Raw genomic sequence first — 23,530 nt, forward strand, 5'->3', positions numbered from 1 at the left:
CCTATCAGATAAGCACTTGAATTAGCTTGGTATTTCAAGGAGTTTTCGTTGACGGCGTGAATTCTTTGAACTAGCGTGATCTGTGCGACCTGGAACCATGCCGGTGTTCGGCGGCCGCAGGATATTCGAAAACTCACGAGGGAATGAGCAATGAAATCAGCAATCAAGAGCGGCCTGCTTGCCTTGGCTGCCGCAGCGCTTCCAGCCGTCGCCTATGCCCATCCTGCGATCGGCGAAGCAGCCGGCTTCAGCCACGGCTTTGCCCATCCGATGTCTGGCCTCGATCACGTCCTCGCCATGGTGATGGTCGGAATTTTCGCATTTCAGCTCGGCGGCCGCGCCACCTGGCTCGTGCCGACGACCTTCGTCCTGGTGATGGCGCTCGGCGGTGCCTTCGGCGCTGCCAGGCATTGCTGTTCCCTTCGTTGAAATCGGCATCGCGCTTTCCGTCGTCGTCCTCGGCGCCGTTGTTGCGCTCAACGTCAAGGCGCCGCTCGCCGCAGCACTCGGCATCGTCGGCCTCTTCGCTATCTTCCACGGTCATGCACATGGCGCCGAAATGCCGGAAAATGCCGCCGGCACCGCCTATGCCGCCGGCTTTATGATCGCAACCGCACTGCTGCACCTCGCCGGCCTTGCGCTTGGTTACGTCATCGGCCGCGCCGGTGAAGGTCAGGGCGTTTTCGTGACGCGCACGGCCGGTAGCATTGCCGCCATATCAGGCATCGGCCTTCTGGCCGGCTTGATCTGAGCCTGACGGCATTTCTGAACAAAAACCAGGCGGCGGCCTAGACATCCAATCCGACAGAACGCCCGGCATGTGTAATGTATCGCCGGGCGTTTTTGCGTCGTCGCTGCAAAGCGCTACGGATTTGATCCAAGTCAAATTCGGCCACGTCGCGTCCGGCTATATCTAGCCAAGGATCAACGAAGGGACGTCCAAATTGACGCAGACCAGCCTTGCCGATTGCCGGAGGGACGCAAAGGTCAGTATAGTGATTTCAGAAATTTCTGAAATCACAGACGCAACGGAAACGACCATGAACCTTCCGCCTCTCGTCCAGTCCTTCGTTCTCCATTTCGGCGAAATGGGATCGCGCTGGGGAATCAACCGCACGGTCGGTCAGATCTATGCCCTGCTCTTCGTTTCGCCAGCACCCGTCTGTGCCGAGGAGATCGCCGATTCTCTCGGCATCTCACGCTCGAATGTGTCGATGAGCCTGCGCGAGTTGCAGGCCTGGAACCTCGTCATCCTGAAACACAAGCCTGACGATCGCCGTGATTTCTTCACCACGCCTGATGATGTTTGGCACATTTTGCGGACGCTTGCCGAGGAACGGAAGAAGCGCGAAGTCGATCCGACGCTGTCTGTCTTACGCGAAATCCTGATGCAGCGGCCGGCCAGCGACGCCGAGCGCTATGCGCAGGCGCGCATGGGTGAGATGCACACGCTGATCGAGCAGCTGACGCATTGGTATGAAGATGTAAAACAACTTGAAACAGAAAGGCTTGCAACGCTACTCTCTTTGGGCGCGAAAGTGACGAAGCTTCTGGAGGCCAAGGACCGGGTGGTTTCGCTCGGCCGCAGCCGCCGGCCGAATCCTGCGAACAAGAGTTAGCGCCATGGGCACTGCTTTTTTCGACGCAAGAGACAGATCAGAGGCTCGGCCCCGGGATGGTGGTGCCGTTTCGCCCGGCCGTGACACAGCGAAAAGCGGGCTGCGCAGGGCGGCGATGCTGCAGGCGCTGGCCGCCGCCTTCTGGATTCCGCAAGCCGGCTTGCTGGCCGTCTCGCTCGGCCGCATCGCCGATGGCGGCGGATTGCATGACGTTCTCTGGCCCGCCCTCGGTATCCTCGCCCTCGGATTTGCAAGAAGCTGCCTCGATGCGGCTGGCGGCCGCCTGGCTTTTCAAGCCGCCCGCACCGAACTCAGCCGCAGGCGGCAGATCGCCGCCATGGCGCTTTCCGTGTCGTCGCCGGTCGATCGCGACCGATCTGCCTCCGGCAAAGCCGCAAGCGTGCTTGGCGAACAGGCCGAACTGATCGTGCCTTACCTCGCCCGTTTCCAGTCGGCACGCATGAAGGCGAGCCTCGTGCCGCTTATCATCCTTGCCTTCATCCTGCCGGTCTCCTGGATCGCCGCGCTGGTTCTGCTGTTTGCCGCGCCGCTGATCCCCATCTTCATGGCGCTGATCGGCTGGCGCGCCCAGGCGGCCAGCGAAAGGCAACTCGTCGCCACCGGCGGCCTCAATGGCTTCCTGCTCGATCGGCTGCGCGGACTGGCGACCATCCGTGCGCTCGACGCGGTGGATGCAACGGCACTGCGCCTGCGGTCGGAGGCGGAGTCGCTGCGTGTGCGCACCATGGCGGTGCTGAAGATCGCCTTTCTGTCCTCGGCGGTGCTTGAGCTTTTCGCCGCGCTCGGCGTGGCGATGATTGCCGTCTATGTCGGCTTCAGCCTGCTCGGCGAGATCCGCTTCGGCACTTGGCTAGGTCGGCTCGACCTGACCGAGGGACTGTTCATCCTGCTGCTCGCACCGGCCTTCTTCGATCCCCTGCGCGAACTCTCGGCCGTCTGGCATGATCGGGCGGCCGGCGAAGCGGCGCTGAAAGCCCTGGACGCCCTCGCTGCCGGCGGCCTGTCCATCCGAGGAGCAGCCGAAGTCGCGCCAACAGCATCTGCCATCGTCGAAGCGCCGGCCATTCGTATTGAGAATGTCGATTTCCGTTACGACGCCGCCGCGCGGTTGATCCTTGACGATTTCAACCTCGATATCGCGGCCGGCGAACATCTGGCGCTTCTTGGCGCCAGTGGTTCCGGCAAGTCGACGCTTCTTTCGCTGATTTCAGGACTGGTGCCCTGCACCGCTGGCCGCATCGTCATCGGCGGCATCGAACTTGCGGATGACAGCGCCCAAGCCTTGCGCGTTGGCATGGCATGGATCGGCCAGAGACCGCATATTTTCGCTGGCACCATCGCCGGCAATATTGCGCTCGGCAGGCCCGGTATCCTGCGCAGCGACATGACGGATGCGCTCGACGCCGCCAGGCTCGGAAAAGTCGCCGCCTATGGCAACCGGCCGCTCGGCGAAGGCGGGATCGGGCTTTCCGGCGGCGAGGCGCTGCGGCTTGCGATCGCGCGGGCGGCCTGCAATCCGCATCTCCGAATCATCCTGGCCGACGAGCCGACTGCGCATCTCGACGCAGCCACCGCCGCCGAGGTGACCGACAGCCTGCTTTCGCTCGCCAGGGGCCGCACTTTGCTCGTTGCGACCCACGATCCGCTGCTTGCCGCCCGCATGCATCGCGCCATGCGCATCGATGCCGACATCTTCATGAGGGAGGCCGCCGAATGAGCGGATTTGCTGCAGACCTCAAGCCGATCCTGCGTCTGTTCCTTGCCGAGCGCCGGCGTGCGCTGCTGCTTGGCGCAGCACTTTCGGCAGCGACGGTGACAGCCGGCATCGCCCTGCTTGGCCTGTCCGGCTGGTTCATCACCGCCACCTCGCTCGCCGGGCTTTCGGCCGCTACCGCCATCACCTTCGACGTCTTTGCGCCCTCAGCCGGCATTCGCCTGCTCGCCATCATCCGTACGGCCGCGCGCTACGGCGAAAGGCTGGCGACCCATGACGCAACGCTCGGCGTGCTCGCCGCCCTGCGCGAAAGGCTGTTTCGCGGCTTTGCCGAACAGGGTGCGGCTCGCACCCTGTTGCATCGTCCCGCAAAGCTGCTTTTCCGGCTGACGGCCGATATCGATGCGCTCGATTCCCTCTACCTGCGCATCCTCGTGCCGGCTGCAGTCGCGATCGGTGCAGCCCTGGCGGCAAGCGTGGTGCTGGGGCTGATGCATCCCCTGTTCGGTCTGTGCTTCGGCCTTTTTCTCGCCGGTGCCGGCCTCGGCCTGCCACTGATCGCCGGGCGGGCGGCGCGCAAACATGCCCGCCGACGTGCCCATGGCATCGAGGCGCTGCGGTCGCGAACGATCGATCTCGTTGCCGGCCAGACCGATCTGCTGATGGCCGGCCGCCTTGCCGCGCAGACAGGTACCATCGCTGCGGCCGACGCCTACTCGGCCCTCGCCGACGACCGGCTGAACCGTATCGAAACCGGCCTGACATTCGGCTTCGGCCTTGTCTCGACCCTGCTGCTGACGGCATCGCTGCTTGCCGTTGCGGCGCTTGCGGAAACGAAGGTGATTATCGCTCCTGTCGCCGCACTCGGCCTGCTCGTCGCCTTTGCGGCAGTCGAACCCTTCACGGCGCTGCGCCGCGGTGCCCTGGAGCTCGGCAGGACGCTGCTTGCGGCAAGGCGCATCGCGCCGCGGCTTGCCGTCGCGGCGGCACCCGAACCATTGGCAGTGCCGTTGCCGGGATGCGTTTTTTCGCTGGCGAAGGTGTCAGCCTTCCATGAAAACTCCACCGTGCCGGCGCTCGAGGATATCGAACTCACGCTTCAACCGGGCGAACGCCTCGCCGTCATCGGTAGCAGCGGCGCCGGCAAGTCGAGCCTGCTTGCCCTCCTTTCCGGGGAATTGCCGGCAAGGACGGGAAGCGTTGCCGCGATGGCGGCGACGCTGCTGACACAACGGACGGAGCTTTTCGAGGACAGCCTGCGCGGCAACCTGCTCCTTGCAAACCCGGATGCAAACGAGGCCCGTCTTCGCGAAGCGCTCGCGGCCGCCGGGCTGCTTGCCGATATCGAGGCCATGCCGCGGGGGATCGATACCCGGCTCGGCGAAGGCGGGCTTGGCCTTTCCGGTGGCCAGTCGCGCCGGCTGGCGCTTGCCCGGCTCTTCTTGCGCGACACGCCGCTCTGGCTGCTCGACGAGCCGACCGAGGGCCTCGATGGTGTCACTGCCCGCGACGTGCTCGCCCGTCTTTCCGCGATGGCGGCGGGCCGCTCGCTGGTGATCGCCACGCATATCCGCCGCGAGGCTGCGATTGCCGACCGCATCGCCGTCATCGAAGGCGGTCGCATCACAGAAATTTCGCGCCGCGGAGAGGCGGCGTTCGAAATGGCGCTCGACCGGCTTCGGCCGGACTGAGCGAGCCGCATGCCCTGAGCGCTGATCGGCGCTGAGGAACGCTTGTATCCCGTGGGACCGTGGGAGAAAGACAATGGAACTAGATATCGTAGCACTTTCGCGCTTCCAATTTGCGCTGACGGCGCTTTACCACTTTCTGTTCGTGCCCTTGACGCTCGGCCTGTCCGTGCTCTTGGCGATCATGGAAACCGTTTATGTCATGACCGGCCGCCAGATCTGGCGGCAGATGACGAAATTCTGGGGCACGCTGTTCGGCATCAATTTCGTGATCGGTGTCGCCACCGGCATCGTCATGGAATTCCAGTTCGGCATGAACTGGAGCTATTACAGCTATTATGTCGGCGACATCTTTGGCGCGCCGCTGGCGATCGAAGGCCTGATGGCCTTCTTCCTCGAAGCGACCTTCGTCGGGCTGTTCTTCTTCGGCTGGGACAAACTGTCGAAGGTCGGCCATCTGGTCGCCACCTGGGCGGTGGCGCTCGGCTCGAACTTTTCCGCGCTCTGGATCCTGATCGCCAATGGCTGGATGCAGAATCCCGTCGGCTCGGCGCTCAATCCGCAGACGATGCGCATGGAGATCACAAGCTTCTTCGACGTGGTCTTCAACCCGGTTGCCCAGGCGAAATTCGTCCATACGGTATCGGCAGGTTACGTCTGCGCCTCGATCTTCGTGCTCGGCGTTTCTGCCTGGTATATCCTCAAAGGCCGGCATATCGAACTTGCCAAGCGCTCGATGACGGTCGCCGCCTCCTTCGGCCTCGCATCGGCACTATCAGTCGTCGTGCTTGGCGACGAGAGCGGTTATCTCGCCACCGAGAACCAGAAGATGAAGCTCGCGGCAATCGAGGGCATGTGGAAGACGGAACCGGCGCCGGCGGCCTTCACCGCCTTTGGCTTCCCCGACCAGGAGGCGCGCGAAACGCATTTTGCCGTGCACCTTCCCTGGGTCATGGGCCTGATCGGCACGCGCTCGCTGACGACCGAAATCCCCGGCATCGACAAGCTCGAACAGCAGGCCGAAACCCGCATTCGGGGCGGGATCAAGGCTTACGACGCGCTGATGCAGATCCGTTCGGCACCGACACAGGACCAGGTTGCGCAGGAAGTGCGCAACTCCTTCGAGGATCTCGGCCATGATCTCGGCTACGCTCTTCTGCTGAAGCGTTACGTCGACGATCCGCGCCAGGCGACTGACGAGCAGATCGTTCACGCTGCGCGTGATACGATCCCGCACGTACCGACGCTCTTCTGGTCCTTCCGCATCATGGTTGGCCTCGGTATCTTCTTCATCCTGCTGACCGTCACCTTCTTCTGGCTGTCGGCGCGCCGCCATCTCGACAAATATCCGCTGCTTCTGAAGGTTGCCGTGCTGGCGATCCCCCTGCCCTGGGTCGCCATCGAACTCGGCTGGGTGGTCGCCGAGTTTGGCCGCCAGCCCTGGGTGATCGAAGGCGTTCTGCCGACAGCCGCTGCCGTCTCCAGCCTCGGCGCCGGCACCGTGCTTCTGACCATCATCGGCTTTGCGGCACTCTACACGACGCTGATCGTCATCGAGATGGGCCTGATGATCAAGGCAATCAAGCAAGGGCCGGAGCCGGACGACGAGCCGGAAGCGGTTCTGATTTCCGAAACCCTCGTCCCGGCCGCGGAGTGACCTGCCATGATCCTTCACGAACTCATCGACTATGAAACCCTGCGTCTCATCTGGTGGCTGCTGCTCGGCGTATTGCTGATCGCCTTTGCGACGACAGGCGGTTTCGATCTCGGCGTCGGCACGCTGCTGCCTTTCGTTGCCCGGACCGATACGGAACGGCGCGTGGCGATCAACACCATCGGCGCCACCTGGGAAGGTAACCAGGTCTGGCTGATCCTCGGCGGCGGCGCCATCTTCGCCGCTTGGCCGCCGCTTTATGCGGTCTCCTTCTCGGGCTTCTATCTGGCGATGTTCGCGATCCTCTTCGCGCTCATCCTGCGTCCGGTCGGTTTCAAATATCGTTCGAAGCGGGAAAGCACCAATTGGCGTAATGGCTGGGACTGGGCACTCTTCGTCGGCGGCTTCGTGCCGTCGCTGATCTTCGGCGTCGCCGTCGGCAATGTGCTGCAGGGCGTGCCTTTCCGCTTTGCCGACGATATGCGGATCTTCTACGAAGGTTCGTTCTTCGCCCTGCTCAACCCCTATGCGCTGCTCTGCGGCCTGCTTTCCCTGGCTATGCTGACGATGCATGGTGCGGCTTGGCTGGTGTTGAAGTCGAGTGGCTCGGTTGCCGAGCGTGCCAGACGCTATGGCAGCATCGCCGCCCTTGGTGTCATCGTGCTTTTCGCGCTCGGCGGCCTCTTCCTGTGGATCGGCGTCGGTGGCTATCGCATCACCAGCGAGATCAGCCCGATCGGTCCCTCCAATCCGCTGCTGAAGACCGTGGCGCTGGAGAAAGGCGCGTGGCTTGCCAATTACGCCGCTCATTCATGGATGATCACCGCACCCGTCCTCGGCTTCGTCGGCGCTGCACTGGCCTTCATTGCCATGCGGGCAAGGCGCGAGGTCATGACGCTACTCTTCAGCAAGGTCGCGATCTTCGGGATCATTTCGACGGTCGGGCTGTCGATGTTCCCATTCATCCTGCCCTCCTCGCTCGATCCGCGATCGAGCCTGACGGTCTGGGATGCATCCTCCAGCCACATGACGCTGTTCATCATGCTTGTAGTGACGGTGATCTTCCTGCCGATCATCTTCGCCTACACAGCCTGGGTCTACAAGGTTCTGTGGGGCAAGATCGATGAGAAGTCCGTCACCGACAAGAACAGCCACGCCTACTGAGCGGTTCAGCAGAACCGCTCTAACCTTTGTTTTTACGCAATTCCGGACGGAAAACCGCTTCGCAGTTTTCCTGGAATTGCTCTGAGGGAGATGAAACGATGTGGTATTTCGCATGGATCCTCGGCCTGCCGCTGGCCGCCGCCTTCGCCGTCCTCAACGCCATGTGGTATGAGCTGATGGACGACGCAGCCAGGAACAAAGCGTCCGAGCCGCGCAAGTAGAAAAACAAAGGGCGCGGTTCAGGCCGCGCCCTCTCGCTAGCTTCAGCCTTCCAGCCACTTCACCTGATCGGGTGTCAGCTTGATGTCGAGCGCCGAGAGACTGTCTTCCAGTTCGGCGACGGTGCGCGGCCCGATCAGCGGAATGACCGGGAAAGGCTGGGCGATCACGTAGGCGAGCGCGATGTGGATCGGATTGCGGCCGAGCTTGTTGGCAAGCTCGATGGCGCGGTCGCGGCGTCCGAAGTTACGCTCGGAATACCAGACCCTGACGATCTCCTCATCATCCCGCTTGTCGCGGCCGGCGCGGTCGGTAAAGAAGCCACGGCCCTGGCTCGACCAGGCAAAGTTCGGGATCTGCTTCTCGTTCAGCCATTTTTTCCAGTCGTCATCGGAAGCGGCAACGCAGCCGGCCCAGATCGGGTCGAGCATCTCGGCGAGCGAGAAGTTGTTAGAAAGCGCTGCCGGCGCCGTCTTGCCGGTCTTTTCGGCATAGGCGATCGCTTCGTCGAAGCGGGTCCGCGTCCAGTTCGAGCCACCGAATATGCCGCGGATGCGTCCACGCTTGACCTCGGCATCCATGGCATCGACGAACTCGCCGACGGGCACGTCGGTATTGTCGCGATGCATGAAATAGATGTCGACATAGTCAGTCTTCAGCCTCGAAAGCGTCTGGTCGAGCTGCTTTGCGATCATATCGGGATAGCAGAGCGGCGAGTGGGCACCCTTGCCGATCAGCACGATCTCCTCGCGCGGCACCTTGCGGCTCGTGTGCCAGTCGCCGAAGATCGCTTCCGTCTTGCCGCCGCCATAGACATAGGCCGTGTCGAAGGCATTGCCGCCGGCCTCGTAGAAGGCGTCGAGCGTCAGCGAGGCAGAGGCGAAGTTCGGGAAGAACTCGAAGCCGAGTGTGACGACCGAGGCCGGCTTGGAAATGCCGGGGATCTGACGCTGCGGAACGCCGTTGCCACGCGCGACCGTGCCGCCGGCAATGTTTGCCGTGCGCTTGCTGGCTTTCTCAACGCCGTATTCAAGACCGACCGAGGCGCGCCACTGGTCGAGTACACGCAAGTTTCCGATCGAATCTGCCCAGCTCATGCCGGGAGAGCTGAATTCGGTTCTGCCGGCACGGATGGCGTCGCCGGCCGCGTCCGCCTCGAAGGAATAGAGCCAGCGGTCTTCCCTCAGTTCGACGGTTTCTCGGCTGCCGCCCTTGAAGATCTCGATCTTGCCGACGCCGCCCTTGTGGCCGGAGGCAAACCAGAAGTCCTGGACCTCGATTCGGCCTTCAGAGCCGATGATGCGCAGTACATTGTCCTGCTGCGCCATGATCGAGCAGGAGACTTCGGCGATGATCTCGTTCGGGAATTTGAGCACGGCAGATGCCCATTCATCGACGCCGCTTTCTCCGAGATGGGCGACGCCCGAAACCTTCTCCGGTTCGAGAAAGGCCTTGCCCTCTGCGGCGCCTGATATCAGTCTGGCCATCGAGACCGGATAACCGCCGACATCGAGAATACCGCCGCCGGCGGTATCGTTGGCGAAAAGCCGGTGTTCCGGCTTGTAGCTGCCCATATTGAAGCCGAAGCTCGAGCGGATGATCCGAACGGTGCCGATGACGCCGCTTTTGACGAGCTCGACCAGCTTTTGCGTCTGCGGATGCACGCGATACATGAAGGCCTCGCCGGCAAAGACGCCGGCTTTTTTTGCCTCGTAATAAACCGCTTCGGCATCATAGGCCGAGAGGGCGATCGGCTTTTCCACCAGGATGTGCTTGCCGGCGCGTGCCGCCTTGATTGCCCATTCGGCGTGGCCGGTGTGAGGGACGGCGATATAGATCGCATCGATCTCCTTGTCGGAGAGCAGCGCCTCATAGCCGTCGACGATGCGGGCGCCGGAGAAACCATCGGCAAGGCCCGGCTTTGCCGGATTGCGGGTAGCAATCGCTACCAGCTTTCCTGTGCGAGAATGGGCGACGCCGTCTGCAAAAGTGCGGGCGATGGTGCCGGGGCCGATGATGCCCCAGCGGATCGGTTGATCTGAAGTCATGGAAAATCCTCTTTCGTCTTTCTGTCCTGGGATTTCAGTTTAGCGAAGCCGCTTGCCGGCGCCGTCGAAAAGGAATGTGCGGCTGGCGGGAAGGCCGACTGTCAGCGTTTCGCGATTGCCGGCGACGCGCGATTCCGGCCGCTCGATGATCAGTTGCTCGGGGCCGATGGTGGCGTAGATGTAGCTGGTATTGCCAAGATGTTCGGCGACGTCGATGGTAACGGTGAGGTCGGCATCGCCCGTGCCCGCATCGACGAAATGTTCGGGACGGATGCCGAGCGTCACCTTTGCGCCGGCTTCGATGGGATCGGCGACCGGCAGCGTCAGACGGGTATTGGCATCGCTTTCCAACGCAATCACCGCCCTGCCCGGCTGCGTCTCAACCACCACGGCCTTGAGGAAATTCATCTTCGGCGAGCCGACGAAACCGGCGACGAACTGGTTGGCGGGATCGTCGTAAAGATCGAGCGGTGCGCCGATCTGCTCGATATTGCCGGCGCGCAGCACGACGATCCTGTCGGCGAGCGTCATCGCTTCCGTCTGATCATGGGTGACGTAGATCATCGTCGTGCCGAGCTTCTTGTGCAGTCTAGATATCTCGACGCGCATCTGCACGCGCAGTTCGGCGTCGAGGTTCGACAAAGGTTCGTCGAACAGGAAGACCTGGGGTTCGCGGACGATGGCGCGGCCGATCGCGACACGCTGGCGCTGACCGCCGGAAAGCTGCTTTGGCCGGCGCTTCATCAGTTCGGTGATCTGCAGGATCTCGGCGACATGGCGCACGCGCCGCTCGGTGTCGGCTTTCGGATTGCCGTTCATGCGCAGGCCGAAGCTCAAATTTTCCTCGACCGTCAGGTGCGGATAGAGCGCATAGGACTGGAAGACCATGGCGATGCCGCGGTCGGCCGGCTCGACGTCGTTGACGACCCGGCCGCCGATCTGAAGCTCGCCTGATGTAATGTCCTCGAGGCCGGCGATCATCCTGAGCAGCGTGGACTTGCCGCAGCCGGAGGGGCCGACGAAGACGACGAATTCGCCGTCCTTCACCTCCAGATTTGCGCCATGGATGATCTCAAAGCCGCCGAAGCGCTTGACGATGTTGCTGAGTGAAAGCTCTGCCATGCAGCCTCCCGATTATTTGCCCGATTATTTGATTGCGCCGGCCGCGATGCCGGCGATGAAATGGCGCTGAAGAGCCACGAAGATGACGAGGATCGGCGCCGTCAGCAGCACCGCGCCGGCCATGATGCCGCCCCAGGAGACCTTGGTGAGGCCGATCAGCGTTCCCAATGCCACCGGCGCCGTCATCATCCCCGGTCTGGAATTGATCAGCAGCGGCCAGAGGTAATTGTTCCACGAGTGCAGGAACAGAATGATCGCCAATGCCGCCATGGTCGGGCGCGCCAGCGGCAAGGCGATGCGCAGGAAGATCTGCCATTCCTTGACGCCCTCGACTCGGGCCGCATCAAAGAGCTCGCCCGGCATCATTGAGAAGGATTGCCGCATGAACAGCACCCCGAGCGAATTGAACAGCGGCGGCACGATCAGCGCCACCCAGGTGTTTGCCAGCTTGAACTCGCGCGCCACCATGATGAATTGCGGGATGACGACCACGGAGAACGGAAGCGTGATCGTGCCGAGGATGATGGCGATGACGACGGAGCGGCCGACGAAACGGTAACGCGCCAGCGCCCAGCCGGCCATCGAGGTCAGCAGCACCGAGAGCACTGTATAGATGAGCGCCACGCCGATGGAGATCACCATCGCGCCGATGAAATCGGTATCGGCCTGCAGGTTTTTGAAATTCTCGACGAAGTTGGTCGACGGCCAGAGCACGATGTCAGGACTGAAGATGCCGTTGTCGGGCATGGTCGAAAAGACGAACATCATCCAGAGCGGAAACAGCCAGATCAGCGCCAGCGGCGCCAGTGCGGCATGCAACGCGATCTGGCGCAGCAGAAGGGATTGCGATTTGGATTTCATTTCGGATCCCTCCCGACCCAGAGATTGAAAAGCGAGATCGCCACGGCAAGGGCGGCCATCGTATAGGCGATCGCCGAGGCATAGCCGAAGTTCAGCGAGGTGAAGCCCTGGCGATAAAGCAGCAGGCCGAGCGTCTCGGTGCCGCCGCCAGGACCGCCGCGATTGGTGATCAGGAAGGGCTCGGCGAACAGCTGCATGGTGCCGATCACCGAGAGCACCACGCAGAAGAGGATGATCGGTTTGAGGAGTGGCAGGGTGATGTGGAAGAACTGCTGGACCTTGCTCACCCGATCGAGCGTCGCAGCCTCGTAGACATCATCGGGAATCGACTGCAGGCCGGCGAGGATGATGATGGCGTTGTAGCCGGCCCAGCGCCATGTGACGGCAAGGATGATCAGCGCCATGGCGGCATTTGCATTGTCGAACCAGGAGACCGGGCTGAGACCAACAGCCGAGATCAGCTTGTTGATGATGCCGAAATCGAGGCTGAACATCAGCCGGAAGACGGCAGCGTAGGCGACCTCGCCGACGACGACAGGCGCAAAGAAGGCGAAGCGGAAGAGCGGCCGGGCTTTCAGCAGCGGCGAATTGAGCAGCACGGCCATGACTGTCGCAAGCGCGATCATCACAGGCACCTGGATCACCAAGATGATCAGCGTATTGTAGAGAGCGTTGTAGAAAGCCGGGTCATAGAAGAGCCGGCCCCAATTGGCTTGGAAACTGAATTTCCACGGATTGATTCGCGTGTTCTGAAACGAAATCAGGAACGAATTGATGATCGGCCAGACCCAGAAGGTGGCAAAGACCAGCAGATAGGGGGCGAGGAACGCATAGGCGCTCCGGGTTCTGAACGGCATCAAGCCTCCTCCTCACGAACGAATGACCGGCTGCTTTGCAAGCCGGGGGGAAACCGGGCGCCTGAAGCGCCCGGCATCGTCATTCATTGCGCGATCGGAAGGCCGGTCGCCGAAGCAATCTGCTTGGCGGCATCGTCGAGAGCCGCCTTTGCATCGGGATAGCCGCCAGCGAAGAACTTCGTCTGCGTCGCCTTGAAGATGGCTTCGGCATCGCTCTGGAAGGCGGTGCCGCGGCTCGGCACGATCTTGGGCAGTGTCGCCAGAATATCGGCCCAGACCTTCTGGCCGCCCCAATAGGGCTGCGGCTCGTTGACGAAGGGATCCTTCTCGGCCGAAAGCAGCGACGGGACCAGACCGAATTCCTTCAGCATGGTGATCTGGCCCTCATCCGTGCCGAGGGCGTAGTTGACGAATTTCCAGGCGGCTTCCTTATTCGCGGATGTCGCCGAAATGGCGAGCGACGAACCGCCGAGATTGGCCGCATGCGGGCCATCGGCCGTCAGGCTCGGCATTCTGTAGACGCCCCACTTGCCCTTCAGATCGGGCGAGGTCGAGCGCACGGTGCCCTCGTACCAGCCGCCATACAGCTGGCTTGCGGCCTTGCCGGCGGTATTGGCCTGGATCTTTTCGTCCCAGTTTGCTGCCGTCAGCGTGCCGGCATCCTTCATTTCCTTCACCTTTTGCAGCGAGGCGACGCAGGCCGGCTGGTTGATGGTGATATTCTGGCCGTCGGTCGAGTAATAGCCGCAGCCCTGTTCGTTGGCGATCATGCGAAACCATTCGCTGTCGCCGTTGAAGTCGGCCTGGGCCATGACGACGCCGGGATTGGCGGCGGAAATCTTCTTGCCGGCGGCGATGAAATCGTCCCAGGTGCTGATCGTGCTCGGATCGACGCCGGCCTTTTCGTAGAGATCGCGGCGGTAGAAGACGGCGACGGGGCCGGAATCCCACGGCATGGCGTAAGCGACATCGCCGACCTCGAGCTCGGTGCGCTTGAAGTCAGGGAATTTCGCCTGGATATCGGCCGTGTAGCCGAGCTCCTTCAGATTGGCGAAGCAATCCGGGAAACGGCTCCAGAAGATTTCAGCCTCGAAATTCTCGATGCTGACAATGTCGGGCAAGCCATCGCCGCCGGCAGCGCAGGCAGCGAGCGTCTTGTCGAAGACCTGGCTGTTGCCGAGGTCCTCGACGGTGATCTTGATATCGGGAAACTGCTTGTTGAAGCCTGGAAGCGTGGACTTCAATGCCGATGCAGCGACATTCCAGCTCCAGATGGTGAGATTGGCCGGCTGCGCGAATGCGGAGCCGGAAGCAAGCATTGCGACAGCTGCGGTCGCAGCGAGAAGTTTGAAACGCATTGAAAATCCTCCCTTTTCAATTGCCGATCTTACGAACGCGGTTAAACTATCTGCAAGGGAGCGGCTGTCTCCTAAAAAGGGAACATGGATTTGGCGGAAAGTAAGATCGGTACGCGTGCAATCTACCAGCCCGGCGCAAGCAGCATCGAGGGGTTGCCGACGGCGCTGCAAATATTTCACGCTCATCCGCCTGTTATGGCCATGCCGCACTGGCACGCGCAGGTCGAGGTCAACTACGCGATTCGCGGCACCGTTCATTACCGCATGAGCGACCATGAATTCCGGTTGAACGCCGGCGAAATGTGCCTCTTCTGGGGTGGCCAGCCGCATCAGATGGATGAATCCTCAGACGATTCGCTCTATGCCGGCGCCCATCTGCCGCTCGTCTATTTCTTCCGGCTGCGCCTGCCGATCAGCGTTTCCAGCCGGCTGATGAAGGGCGAGACGCTGCTGACATCGGCAACGGACGCCGCCGACAACGAGAACTTCACCCGCTGGTTTCGCTATGCCAACTCAGGCGATCCCGCCAAGGCCCAGCATGCCGTGGACGAGCTGCTGCTGCGCATCGAGCGCATCGCGCTCGAACCCTATTCGATGACGTCGCAGGCAACCGTCAATCTCGAAGGGGATCACCCGCATCCGCATTCCTCGCGCAGCGTGGCTCGCATGTGCGATTTTATCGCCGCTAATTTCCTGCACGACATCGATTCCGTCGATATCGCCCGCGCCGCCGACCTGCATCCGAAATATGCGATGAACCTGTTCAAACGATCGACCGGCATGACGCTCAGCAAATATGTGACGCTGCTGCGGCTGTCGCGCGCCCAGGCGATGCTGATGACCGAGGGCGCCAATGTGCTGCAGGTGGCGATGGACAGCGGCTTCGGCTCGATCAGCGCCTTCAATAAGTCCTTCCGCCACATCGCCGGCATGTCGCCGTCGAATTTCCGCCGCGACATCCGGCTGGTGACGACGATGCCCTCCGGCGCTTTCCGCAACTAGCTCAGGGCCGGCCGCAATTCGGCGTTCTGTGCGTCTGCCTGCGACTTGTTTTTCACTGGGCAAAAAAGAACCAACGCCTAAGGTGGCGGCAGAATACGCACATTTTCTGTGCAAGTGCATGCACTATGCATTTCCGGGAGAATTGATGCCATCGCATTATCAATGAAATCAATGATTTATAATTTGGCACACCCCTTGCTTCGGTATTTGCAGAGTTGGTGGCTAGGGTTCCGGCGTCGCAAGACGTGACTGGTCCGAGAGCTGCCACCGGCGAGGGAGACATCCCGCCGGGTGCACGGCGGGACAAAAGCCCGGGAGACCTCGTAAGCCAAGGGATTGGCGGCACGATGGTCATTGCCGATCCCTTTTGAAGAAAAGCAAAAGGGGAATTTCAATGCAGACTTTTTCGAAGATTCTTTCCATGACCGCCCTGACGGCGTCCCTGGCGCTCGGGCTCGTTTGCCAAGCCAAAGCCGAACAGAAGACGGATTTCAAGGTCGCCTGGTCGATCTATGTCGGCTGGATGCCCTGGGGCTACGCCGCCGATCACGGCATCGTCAAGAAATGGGCCGACAAATACGGCATCAAGATCGAGGTCACCCAGTTCAACGACTACGTCGAATCGATGAACCAGTATACCGCCGGCGCCTTCGATGCCGTGACGCTGACCAACATGGACGGCCTGTCGATCCCGGCCGCCGGCGGCGTCGATACGACAGCAGTCATCGTCGGCGACTTCTCGAACGGCAATGATGCCGTCATCCTCAAGAACAAGACGAGCCTTGCCGACATCAAGGGCCAGAATGTCAATCTCGTCGAATTTTCCGTCTCGCATTATCTGCTTGCCCGCGCGCTCGAAAGCATCAAGCTGACCGAGCGTGACGTCAAGGTGGTCAACACGTCCGACGCCGATATGGTCGCCGCCTACAAAACGGCAGACGTGACCGCAGTCGTCACCTGGAACCCGCTGGTCTCGACCATTCTCGAGGATCCCACGGCCAAGAAAGTCTTCGACAGCTCGCAGGTGCCGGGCGAAATCATCGACCTGATGGTCGCCAATTCAGGCGTGCTGAAGGACAATCCGAATTTCGGCAAGGCGCTCGCCGGCATCTGGTATGAAACCGCCGCCCTCCTGACCGCCGACAGCGCCGATGGCAAGGCTGCGCGCGAGGCGATGGGCCAGGCATCGGGCACCGATCTCAAGGGCTACGAGTCCCAGCTCGCCGCCACCAAGCTGTTTGCAAAGCCGGCCGATGCAGTCGCCTTTACAGCCTCGGGCAGCCTGTCGAAGACCATGGATCTCGTCCGCAACTTCCTGTTCGAGAAGGGTCTGCTCGGCAATGGTGCGCCATCGGCCGACGTCATCGGCATCGAAATGCCGGACGGGAAGGTTCTCGGCGACAGCGGCAACGTCAAGCTGCGCTTCACCGAGACCTACATGAAGGCGGCCGCCGACGGTTCGCTCTGAGCGATCCCAAAGCAGTGGCGCGGCGTTGACCGCGCCGTCCACCTTTCATCAGCGGAGCTTTCCTCATGCGCTGGATCAACACGAGGCCGAGCCGGGGCGCGCAGCTTGCCTTGACGCTGCTGCCCTTCGTGCTGCTGACCGTTGTCTACACGGTCGGCTCGGCCGAACGGCTGGCGGAAAACGCCAACGACAAGCTGCTGCCCGGCCTTGCCGGTTTTGCAGATGCGATCGACCGCCTGGCCTTCATCGCCGATCCGCGCACCGGACAATATCTGCTCTGGTCCGATACGGGGGCGAGCCTGATCCGGCTGTTGGCCGGCCTCGGCATCTCCACAGTCACCGCGCTTATCATCGGCATGCTGATCGGCATGCTGCCGTATCTCCGAGCCCTGCTCTCCCCCTTCGTGGCCGTCATCTCGATGGTGCCGCCACTGGCGCTGCTGCCAATCCTCTTCATCGCCATGGGGCTCGGAGAAGCCTCGAAGATCGCGCTGATCGTCATCGGCGTCGCGCCGACGATGATCCGCGACCTCGCGCTGAAGGCGCTGGAGCTGCCGCGCGAACAGATCGTCAAGGCTGAAACGCTCGGCGGTTCCTCCTGGCAGATCGGCCTTCGTGTCGTGCTGCCGCAGATCCTGCCGCGGCTGATCACCTGCCTCAGGCTTCAGCTCGGTCCAGCCTGGCTGTTCCTGATTGCGGCCGAGGCGATCTCGTCGGATTCCGGCCTCGGCTACCGCATCTTCCTCGTCCGCCGTTATCTCTCGATGGACATCATCTTTCCCTATGTCGTCTGGATCACGCTGCTCGCCGTGGTCATGAATTATATCCTCGATCGCATCCGCATCGCCGTCTTCCCCTGGTCGGAGCTGGAGAAGCAGGCATGAGCGAGTTGGTGATCGAAAAGATCTGGAAAGAGTATGGCGACCAGATCGTCCTCGAAGACGTGTCGCTGACGGTCGCCTCGCGCGCCTTCGTCGCTCTCGTCGGCTCATCCGGCTGCGGCAAGTCGACATTCCTGCGCATGCTGCTCGGCCAGGAGCGGCCGACGCGAGGGACAATCCTGCTCGACGGCGAAGCCCTGCCGCAGGAGCCGGGGCCGGATCGCGGCGTCGTCTTCCAACGCTACTCCGTCTTCCCGCATCTGACCGTCCTCGGAAACGTGCTACTCGGGCGGGAACTCTCGGCGTCTCGCTGTAAGGCCAAGCTTTTCGGCGCTGCCCGTCAAAACGCCATCGACGAAGCCCGGCGGCTGATTGCCGAAGTCGGCCTTTCCGGCGCCGAGGACAAATATCCGGCGCAACTATCAGGCGGCATGCAGCAGCGCCTGGCGCTGGCGCAGGCGCTGATCATGAAGCCGAAGGTGTTGCTGCTCGATGAGCCCTTCGGCGCGCTCGACCCCGGCATTCGCGCCGAAATCCACACGTTGATGAAGCGGCTCTGGCACGAAACGCAGATGACCGTCGTCATGGTGACGCACGACATGCGCGAGGCCTTCACGCTGGCGACGCGCGTCGTCGCCTTTGAGCGCAAGCGTGACCGCCCGGAGGAAAAGGAGCGCTACGGCGCGACAATCACCAAGGACATTTCGATCTGGCCGCCGAGGCTTGCCGGCACGCCCTCCATCTTCAGCCCCGACCGGGACGGCCCGGTCATTTCTCTGGGCCTTCGCCGGGACGACCCGGCTTCCAGTCCGTCAGGAGAAAAACCATGATGCATGTCAGGCGTTCGCCCGAAGAAATCGCCGCCAACCGGCAGCGCTACGAGGAACATCAGAAGAAGGGGCTGGAATTTGCCCCAAAGGCCTTGCCGGCGCCGAGCCCCCTGCCCGCTCCCGCGATCGACGCGGCTGCGATCATCCATCAGGAAACCATCCCCGGCGGCTGGTACTGGTCGACTGCGGTCAAGCGCGGCGAGGCGCTCCGCATTGACCAGAATGAAGGCGGATCGACTGTAGCGCTCGTTGCCTGGAACGCCACTGATACCAGCGAACGGCTCAATCTCGTCGATACGGTCAAGGTGCAGTGGACGACCGCCCTCGGCAAGGGCCGCGTCATCTTCTCGGATATGGGCCGGGTGATGTTTTCTCTGATCGAGGATAGTTCCGGCGCGCATGACTGCCTGATGGGCGGCTCGACGGCAGCGTCGAACGCTGCAAGATATCCCGGCATCAAGACCCGCAATACCCGCGACAATCTCGTGATCGTCGCCGGCAAGCTTGGTCTCACCAGGCGCGATATTCCGGCGATTCTCAATCTCTTCGCCCCCGTCCGCGTCGACGATGACGGCGGCTTCCATTGGCGCGGCAAGCTCTCCAACAGCGGCGACTATACCGAGTTGCGCGCCGAAATGGACATGATCGTCGGCCTCTCGAATTGCCCGCATCCGCTCGATCCCGACCCGGTCTATGCGCCGAAGCCGGTGATCGTCACGCGCTTTCGCGCAGCCGAGCCCGCAGTCGACGACCTCTCGCGCACCGCAACCGCCGAAGCCCTGCGCGGCTTCGAGAATAACGCCGCGATGCTGGCCTGAGGGAGGATAAAGATGACCGATTTCATCAAGACTTCTGCTTCGCGCGGCCTCGAAAACGCCGTGCAGGATCATTTCATTCCGGCCGAAGCGCCATGGTCCGGCATCGTGCGCAAGGGCCAGACCATCCGCATCGAGGACAGCTACGGCCAACAGGCAATCGACACGCTGTTTTATCGCGCCGATGATTTTGCCGAGCGTTATTCCGACCAGGATACGATGCGGGCGCAGGGTGGCGCCTATATCGGCACCGGCACGAAGATCATCTCGAACGAGGGCAACGTCATGCTGGTCATGACGGCCGACAGCTGCGGCCGCCACGATACATCAGCTGGCGCCTGCTCCTGCGAGAGCAACACGGTGCGCTTTGGCCACGGCACCAAATACCTGCATGCCTGCCGCGACAATTTCGTGATCGAGGTAACCAAACACGGCATGAGCAAGCGCGACATCGTGCCGAACATCAATTTCTTCATGAACGTGCCGATCAAGCCGAACGGCGAGATGACCATTGTCGACGGCATTTCCGCACCCGGCGACTATATCGAGCTGGTGGCGGAGATGGACGTGCTCTGCGTCATCTCCAACTGCCCGCAGATCAACAATCCCTGCAATGGCTTCGATCCGACGCCGATCCGGGTGCTGATCTGGGACGGCGAGGACTGATCGATGTTTACCAAGGTCCTGATCGCCAACCGCGGCGAAATCGCCGTCCGCGTCATCCGCACATTGAAGAGGATGGGCATCGCCTCGGTCGCCGTCTATTCCGATGCCGATCGGTTCTCGATGCCGGCGCTGACCGCCGACGAGGCCATGCGCCTCGGCCCGGCGCCGGCAGCCGAGAGCTATCTCAACGTCGATGCCGTCATCGCCGCCTGCAAGGCGACGGGAGCCCAGGCTGTGCATCCGGGCTATGGCTTCCTCTCGGAGAATATCGGCTTTGCCGAGCGGCTTGCCGCCGAGGGTATCGCCTTCATCGGCCCGCGGCCGGAACATCTGTCGGCCTTCGGCCTGAAGCACACGGCGCGCGAACTGGCGAAAGCCAGCGGCGTGCCGCTGCTGCCCGGCACCGATCTCTTGCAGAGCGTCGAAGAGGCGCTTTCGGCCGCAGAAACCGTCGGCTATCCCGTCATGCTGAAGAGCACGGCTGGCGGCGGCGGCATCGGCATGCAGCTCTGCGCCGATGCCGCAAGCCTCAGGGCCTCTTTCGAAAGCGTACAGCGGACCGCCCGCGCCAGCTTCGGCGATGCGCGTGTCTATATCGAGCGCTTCGTTGCCGAAGCACGCCATGTCGAGGTACAGATCTTCGGCGACGGCAAGGGCCGCGTGATCGCGCTTGGCGAACGCGACTGCTCGCTGCAGCGGCGGAACCAGAAGGTCGTCGAGGAGACTCCTGCACCTGGCCTCTCCGCGGAGACAAGGGCGCGGCTGCACAAGGCGGCGATCGATTTGGGAAGCTCGGTCTCCTATGAATCGGCCGGCACCGTCGAATTCATCTATGATCCCCAGCGTGAGGAATTCTATTTCCTTGAGGTCAATACCCGCCTGCAGGTCGAGCATCCTGTCACGGAAGCCGTCTTCGGCATCGACCTCGTCGAATGGATGATCCGGCAGGCGGCCGGCGAGGACGTGCTCTCGGGCGCCAGAGGCCTGACGCCGAAGGGTGCGGCGATCGAGATGCGTATCTATGCCGAGATGCCGCATGCCGATTTCCGCCCGAGCGCCGGCCTGCTGACCGAGGTTGTCTTCCCGGACAATGCTCGCGTCGACGGCTGGATCGAGACGGGAACCGAGGTCACGCCCTTCTATGATCCGATGCTCGCCAAGCTGATCGTGGCGGCGGAAGACCGGCCGGCGGCGATCGAGAAGCTGAAGGCAGCACTCGCCGAAACGTCGATATCAGGCATCGAGACCAATCTCGATTATTTGAGAACGATCGCCGCTTCCGAGCTGCTTGCCGGCGCCAAAGTGGCGACGACGGCGCTGCGCGACTTCGCCTTCGTTCCCGATGTCGTCGAGGTTCTCGCACCGGGCGCACAGTCAAGCATCCAGGAACTGCCGGGCCGGCTCGGCCTCTGGCATGTCGGCGTGCCGCCGAGCGGTCCGATGGACGAGCGCTCCTTCCGCCATGCCAACCGGCTGGTCGGCAATATCGACGTGACGGCTGCACTCGAATTGACGGTTTCCGGCCCGACATTGCGGTTTTATGCCGACCAGACGATCGCGCTTGCCGGCGCCCGGATGGCGATGACATGCGACGGCATAAAGTTGCCGCATGATGCGCCAGTACTGATCCGTGCCGGTCAGGTTCTGTCGATTGGTACGATCGAAGGACCAGGACAGCGCGCCTATCTCGCCGTCGCCGGCGGTTTTGCCGCACCCGTCGTGCTCGGTTCGCGCGCGACTTTCGGCCTCGGTCAGTTCGGCGGCAACGCCACCGGTACGCTGAAGACAGGACATGTGCTGCATTTTGCTCGGGAGGCGCCGGCCGAACCGGCCGGACCGGCAACGGAGCCGGCCGCCTTGACGCGCGAATGGGATGTCGGCGTGGTCTACGGTCCGCACGGCGCGCCAGATTTCTTCGAGGATAACGATATCGAGACGCTGTTCTCGACGGCCTACGAAGTGCATTTCAACAGCGCCCGCACCGGCGTTCGCCTCATCGGTCCTGCCCCGGTTTGGGCGCGCCACGATGGCGGCGAGGCTGGGCTGCACCCCTCCAACCTGCACGACAATGCCTATGCGATCGGGGCGATCGATTTCACCGGCGACATGCCGATCATTCTCGGCCCCGATGGCCCAAGCCTTGGCGGCTTCGTCTGCCCGGCGGTGATTGCCCGCGACGAGCAGTGGAAGATGGGCCAGTTCAAGCCCGGCGACCGTATCCGCTTTCATGCAGTCGTGCGGCCGGAAGACCCGATCGCTGGTCCAGCGGTACGGCGGGTCGCGGAAGAAACGGGTTCGCCGATCGTCGGCACCAGCGAGGAGGGACCGGTTTCGGTCGTCTATCGCCGGCAGGGCGACGACAACCTGCTCGTCGAATATGGGCCGATGACGCTTGATATCGCGCTTCGGCTGCGGGTGCATCTGCTGATGCAGGCCGTTGTCGAGGCTCGCCTTCCCGGCATCGTCGACCTTACCCCCGGCATCCGCTCGCTGCAGATCCATTATGACGGCACGCAGCTGACGCGCCGGCGCCTGCTGGGGCTGCTCTGCGAGATCGAGGCGACGCTTCCGGCAGCCCAGGAGGTCACGGTGCCGAGCCGCATCGTGCATCTGCCGCTTTCCTGGAACGATCCGGATGCGGAGCTTGCGATGCGCAAATATCAGGAGCTGGTGCGCCCGAATGCGCCATGGTGCCCGTCGAATATCGAGTTCATCCGCCGCATCAACGGCCTTCCAGACGAACGGGCCGTTCGCGATATCGTCTTTGATGCCAGCTACCTCGTGCTGGGACTCGGCGATGTCTATCTCGGCGCGCCGGTTGCGACCCCGACCGATCCGCGCCACCGTCTCGTCACGACGAAGTATAATCCCGCCCGCACCTGGACGCCGGAAAATGCCGTCGGCATCGGCGGCGCCTATATGTGCATTTACGGCATGGAAGGACCGGGCGGCTACCAGCTCTTTGGCCGCACCATCCAAGTCTGGAACACTTGGCGGGAGACGCCGGTCTTTGCCAAGGGAAAACCTTGGCTGCTGAATTTCTTCGACCAGATCCGCTTCTTCCCGGTCAGCAATCAGGAGTTGACGGAGGCGCGCGCCGCCTTCCCGCATGGCGGTTATCCGATCCGGATCGAGGAGACGGAATTCTCCTACGCCGCCTATGAGAAGGAGTTGCAGGCGAATTCGGCGTCGATCGGCCGCTTCAAGGCAACGCAGCAGGCCGCCTTCGATACTGAGCGCCAGCGTTGGAAGGAAGCCGGGCTCGACAGCTTCGTCACCGACGAAGGCACGGGCGAAAGTCCCGATGGGGATATTCCCGACGGTTGCTTCGGGGTTGCCAGCGCCGTGCCCGGCAATATCTGGAAACTGCTGGTCGAGCCGGGCTCCCCGGTTGCGGCCGGCGATACGCTTGCCATCATCGAATCGATGAAAATGGAAATCAACGTCACCGCCCATGCGGCAGGCCGCGTCCGCGACCTGCGCGCCGGGCCGGGGAGAAACGTCAAAGCCGGCGATATCATCGTCGTCCTGGAGGAATGCTGA

General features: G+C 62.3%; 18 protein-coding genes, 1 pseudogene and 1 riboswitch. Of the genes and pseudogenes, 14 read left to right on the forward strand and 5 right to left on the reverse strand.

What is annotated here, in order from left to right:
* Positions 1-150 precede the first annotated feature (150 nt).
* The 7 genes and pseudogenes from N1937_RS27665 to cydX all read left to right on the forward strand — a co-directional run bounded on the left by N1937_RS27665 (position 151) and on the right by cydX (position 8,081).
* A pseudogene (locus N1937_RS27665) lies at positions 151-751 on the forward strand (HupE/UreJ family protein).
* Between the two features lie 289 nt (positions 752-1,040).
* Positions 1,041-1,619 carry a GbsR/MarR family transcriptional regulator gene (locus N1937_RS27670; protein ID WP_260060174.1) on the forward strand — a complete coding sequence of 193 codons (579 nt, stop codon included), beginning with the start codon at positions 1,041-1,043 and terminating at the stop codon, positions 1,617-1,619.
* A gap of 4 nt (positions 1,620-1,623) precedes the next feature.
* Complete coding sequence (gene cydD / locus N1937_RS27675; RefSeq protein WP_260060175.1) at positions 1,624-3,357, forward strand: thiol reductant ABC exporter subunit CydD; 1,734 nt, start codon at positions 1,624-1,626, stop codon at positions 3,355-3,357.
* Positions 3,354-5,045, forward strand: a complete 1,692-nt coding sequence (locus tag N1937_RS27680) for an amino acid ABC transporter ATP-binding/permease protein (protein ID WP_260060176.1) — start codon at positions 3,354-3,356, stop codon at positions 5,043-5,045. Before cydD ends, N1937_RS27680 begins: the two co-directional genes overlap by 4 nt.
* A gap of 73 nt (positions 5,046-5,118) precedes the next feature.
* On the forward strand, positions 5,119-6,699 hold the full coding sequence (locus N1937_RS27685) for a cytochrome ubiquinol oxidase subunit I (protein WP_260060177.1): 1,581 nt from the start codon (positions 5,119-5,121) through the stop codon (positions 6,697-6,699).
* Positions 6,700-6,705: 6 nt separating this feature from the next.
* A complete protein-coding gene (cydB, locus tag N1937_RS27690) occupies positions 6,706-7,860 on the forward strand; it encodes a cytochrome d ubiquinol oxidase subunit II (RefSeq protein WP_260060178.1) in 1,155 nt (384 codons plus the stop codon).
* A 98-nt stretch (positions 7,861-7,958) separates the two neighbouring features.
* Positions 7,959-8,081 carry a cytochrome bd-I oxidase subunit CydX gene (gene cydX / locus N1937_RS27695; RefSeq protein WP_162116718.1) on the forward strand — a complete coding sequence of 41 codons (123 nt, stop codon included), beginning with the start codon at positions 7,959-7,961 and terminating at the stop codon, positions 8,079-8,081.
* Between the two features lie 42 nt (positions 8,082-8,123).
* Here cydX and N1937_RS27700 read toward each other — a convergent pair whose 3' ends face one another.
* From N1937_RS27700 to N1937_RS27720, 5 genes are all read right to left on the reverse strand, one after another.
* Complete coding sequence (locus tag N1937_RS27700) at positions 8,124-10,127, reverse strand: aldo/keto reductase (protein ID WP_260060180.1); 2,004 nt, start codon at positions 10,125-10,127, stop codon at positions 8,124-8,126.
* Positions 10,128-10,166: 39 nt separating this feature from the next.
* Complete coding sequence (locus N1937_RS27705; protein WP_207160224.1) at positions 10,167-11,249, reverse strand: ABC transporter ATP-binding protein; 1,083 nt, start codon at positions 11,247-11,249, stop codon at positions 10,167-10,169.
* Between the two features lie 24 nt (positions 11,250-11,273).
* On the reverse strand, positions 11,274-12,110 hold the full coding sequence (locus N1937_RS27710) for a carbohydrate ABC transporter permease (protein ID WP_011649800.1): 837 nt from the start codon (positions 12,108-12,110) through the stop codon (positions 11,274-11,276).
* Positions 12,107-12,967, reverse strand: a complete 861-nt coding sequence (locus tag N1937_RS27715; protein ID WP_170278445.1) for a carbohydrate ABC transporter permease — start codon at positions 12,965-12,967, stop codon at positions 12,107-12,109. Before N1937_RS27715 ends, N1937_RS27710 begins: the two co-directional genes overlap by 4 nt.
* Before the next feature lie 83 nt (positions 12,968-13,050).
* Positions 13,051-14,325, reverse strand: a complete 1,275-nt coding sequence (locus tag N1937_RS27720) for an extracellular solute-binding protein (protein WP_260060185.1) — start codon at positions 14,323-14,325, stop codon at positions 13,051-13,053.
* 84 nt (positions 14,326-14,409) lie between these two features.
* Here N1937_RS27720 and N1937_RS27725 point away from each other — a divergent pair, with 84 nt between their 5' ends.
* The 7 genes from N1937_RS27725 (at position 14,410) to uca (ending at position 23,530) form a co-directional block, all read left to right on the forward strand.
* Positions 14,410-15,327 carry a helix-turn-helix domain-containing protein gene (locus N1937_RS27725; protein WP_260060186.1) on the forward strand — a complete coding sequence of 306 codons (918 nt, stop codon included), beginning with the start codon at positions 14,410-14,412 and terminating at the stop codon, positions 15,325-15,327.
* Between the two features lie 211 nt (positions 15,328-15,538).
* Positions 15,539-15,647, forward strand: a riboswitch (guanidine-I (ykkC/yxkD leader).
* Positions 15,648-15,721: 74 nt separating this feature from the next.
* A complete protein-coding gene (locus N1937_RS27730) occupies positions 15,722-16,795 on the forward strand; it encodes a putative urea ABC transporter substrate-binding protein (protein WP_260060187.1) in 1,074 nt (357 codons plus the stop codon).
* Positions 16,796-16,860: 65 nt separating this feature from the next.
* Positions 16,861-17,679 (forward strand): ABC transporter permease, encoded by an 819-nt coding sequence (locus N1937_RS27735; protein WP_260060188.1) that lies wholly within the window; start codon positions 16,861-16,863, stop codon positions 17,677-17,679.
* On the forward strand, positions 17,676-18,506 hold the full coding sequence (locus N1937_RS27740) for an ABC transporter ATP-binding protein (protein ID WP_260060189.1): 831 nt from the start codon (positions 17,676-17,678) through the stop codon (positions 18,504-18,506). Before N1937_RS27735 ends, N1937_RS27740 begins: the two co-directional genes overlap by 4 nt.
* Positions 18,503-19,324 carry an urea amidolyase associated protein UAAP1 gene (locus N1937_RS27745; protein WP_260060190.1) on the forward strand — a complete coding sequence of 274 codons (822 nt, stop codon included), beginning with the start codon at positions 18,503-18,505 and terminating at the stop codon, positions 19,322-19,324. Before N1937_RS27740 ends, N1937_RS27745 begins: the two co-directional genes overlap by 4 nt.
* Positions 19,325-19,336: 12 nt before the next feature.
* The gene (locus N1937_RS27750; RefSeq protein WP_260060191.1) at positions 19,337-19,987 is read left to right on the forward strand and encodes an urea amidolyase associated protein UAAP2; all 651 of its coding nucleotides are present in this window, start codon (positions 19,337-19,339) and stop codon (positions 19,985-19,987) included.
* A gap of 3 nt (positions 19,988-19,990) precedes the next feature.
* Positions 19,991-23,530 (forward strand): urea carboxylase, encoded by a 3,540-nt coding sequence (gene uca, locus N1937_RS27755; RefSeq protein WP_260060192.1) that lies wholly within the window; start codon positions 19,991-19,993, stop codon positions 23,528-23,530.

It is taken from the genome of Rhizobium sp. WSM4643 (genome assembly GCF_025152745.1).
Classification (GTDB): Bacteria; Pseudomonadota; Alphaproteobacteria; order Rhizobiales; family Rhizobiaceae; genus Rhizobium; species Rhizobium leguminosarum_I.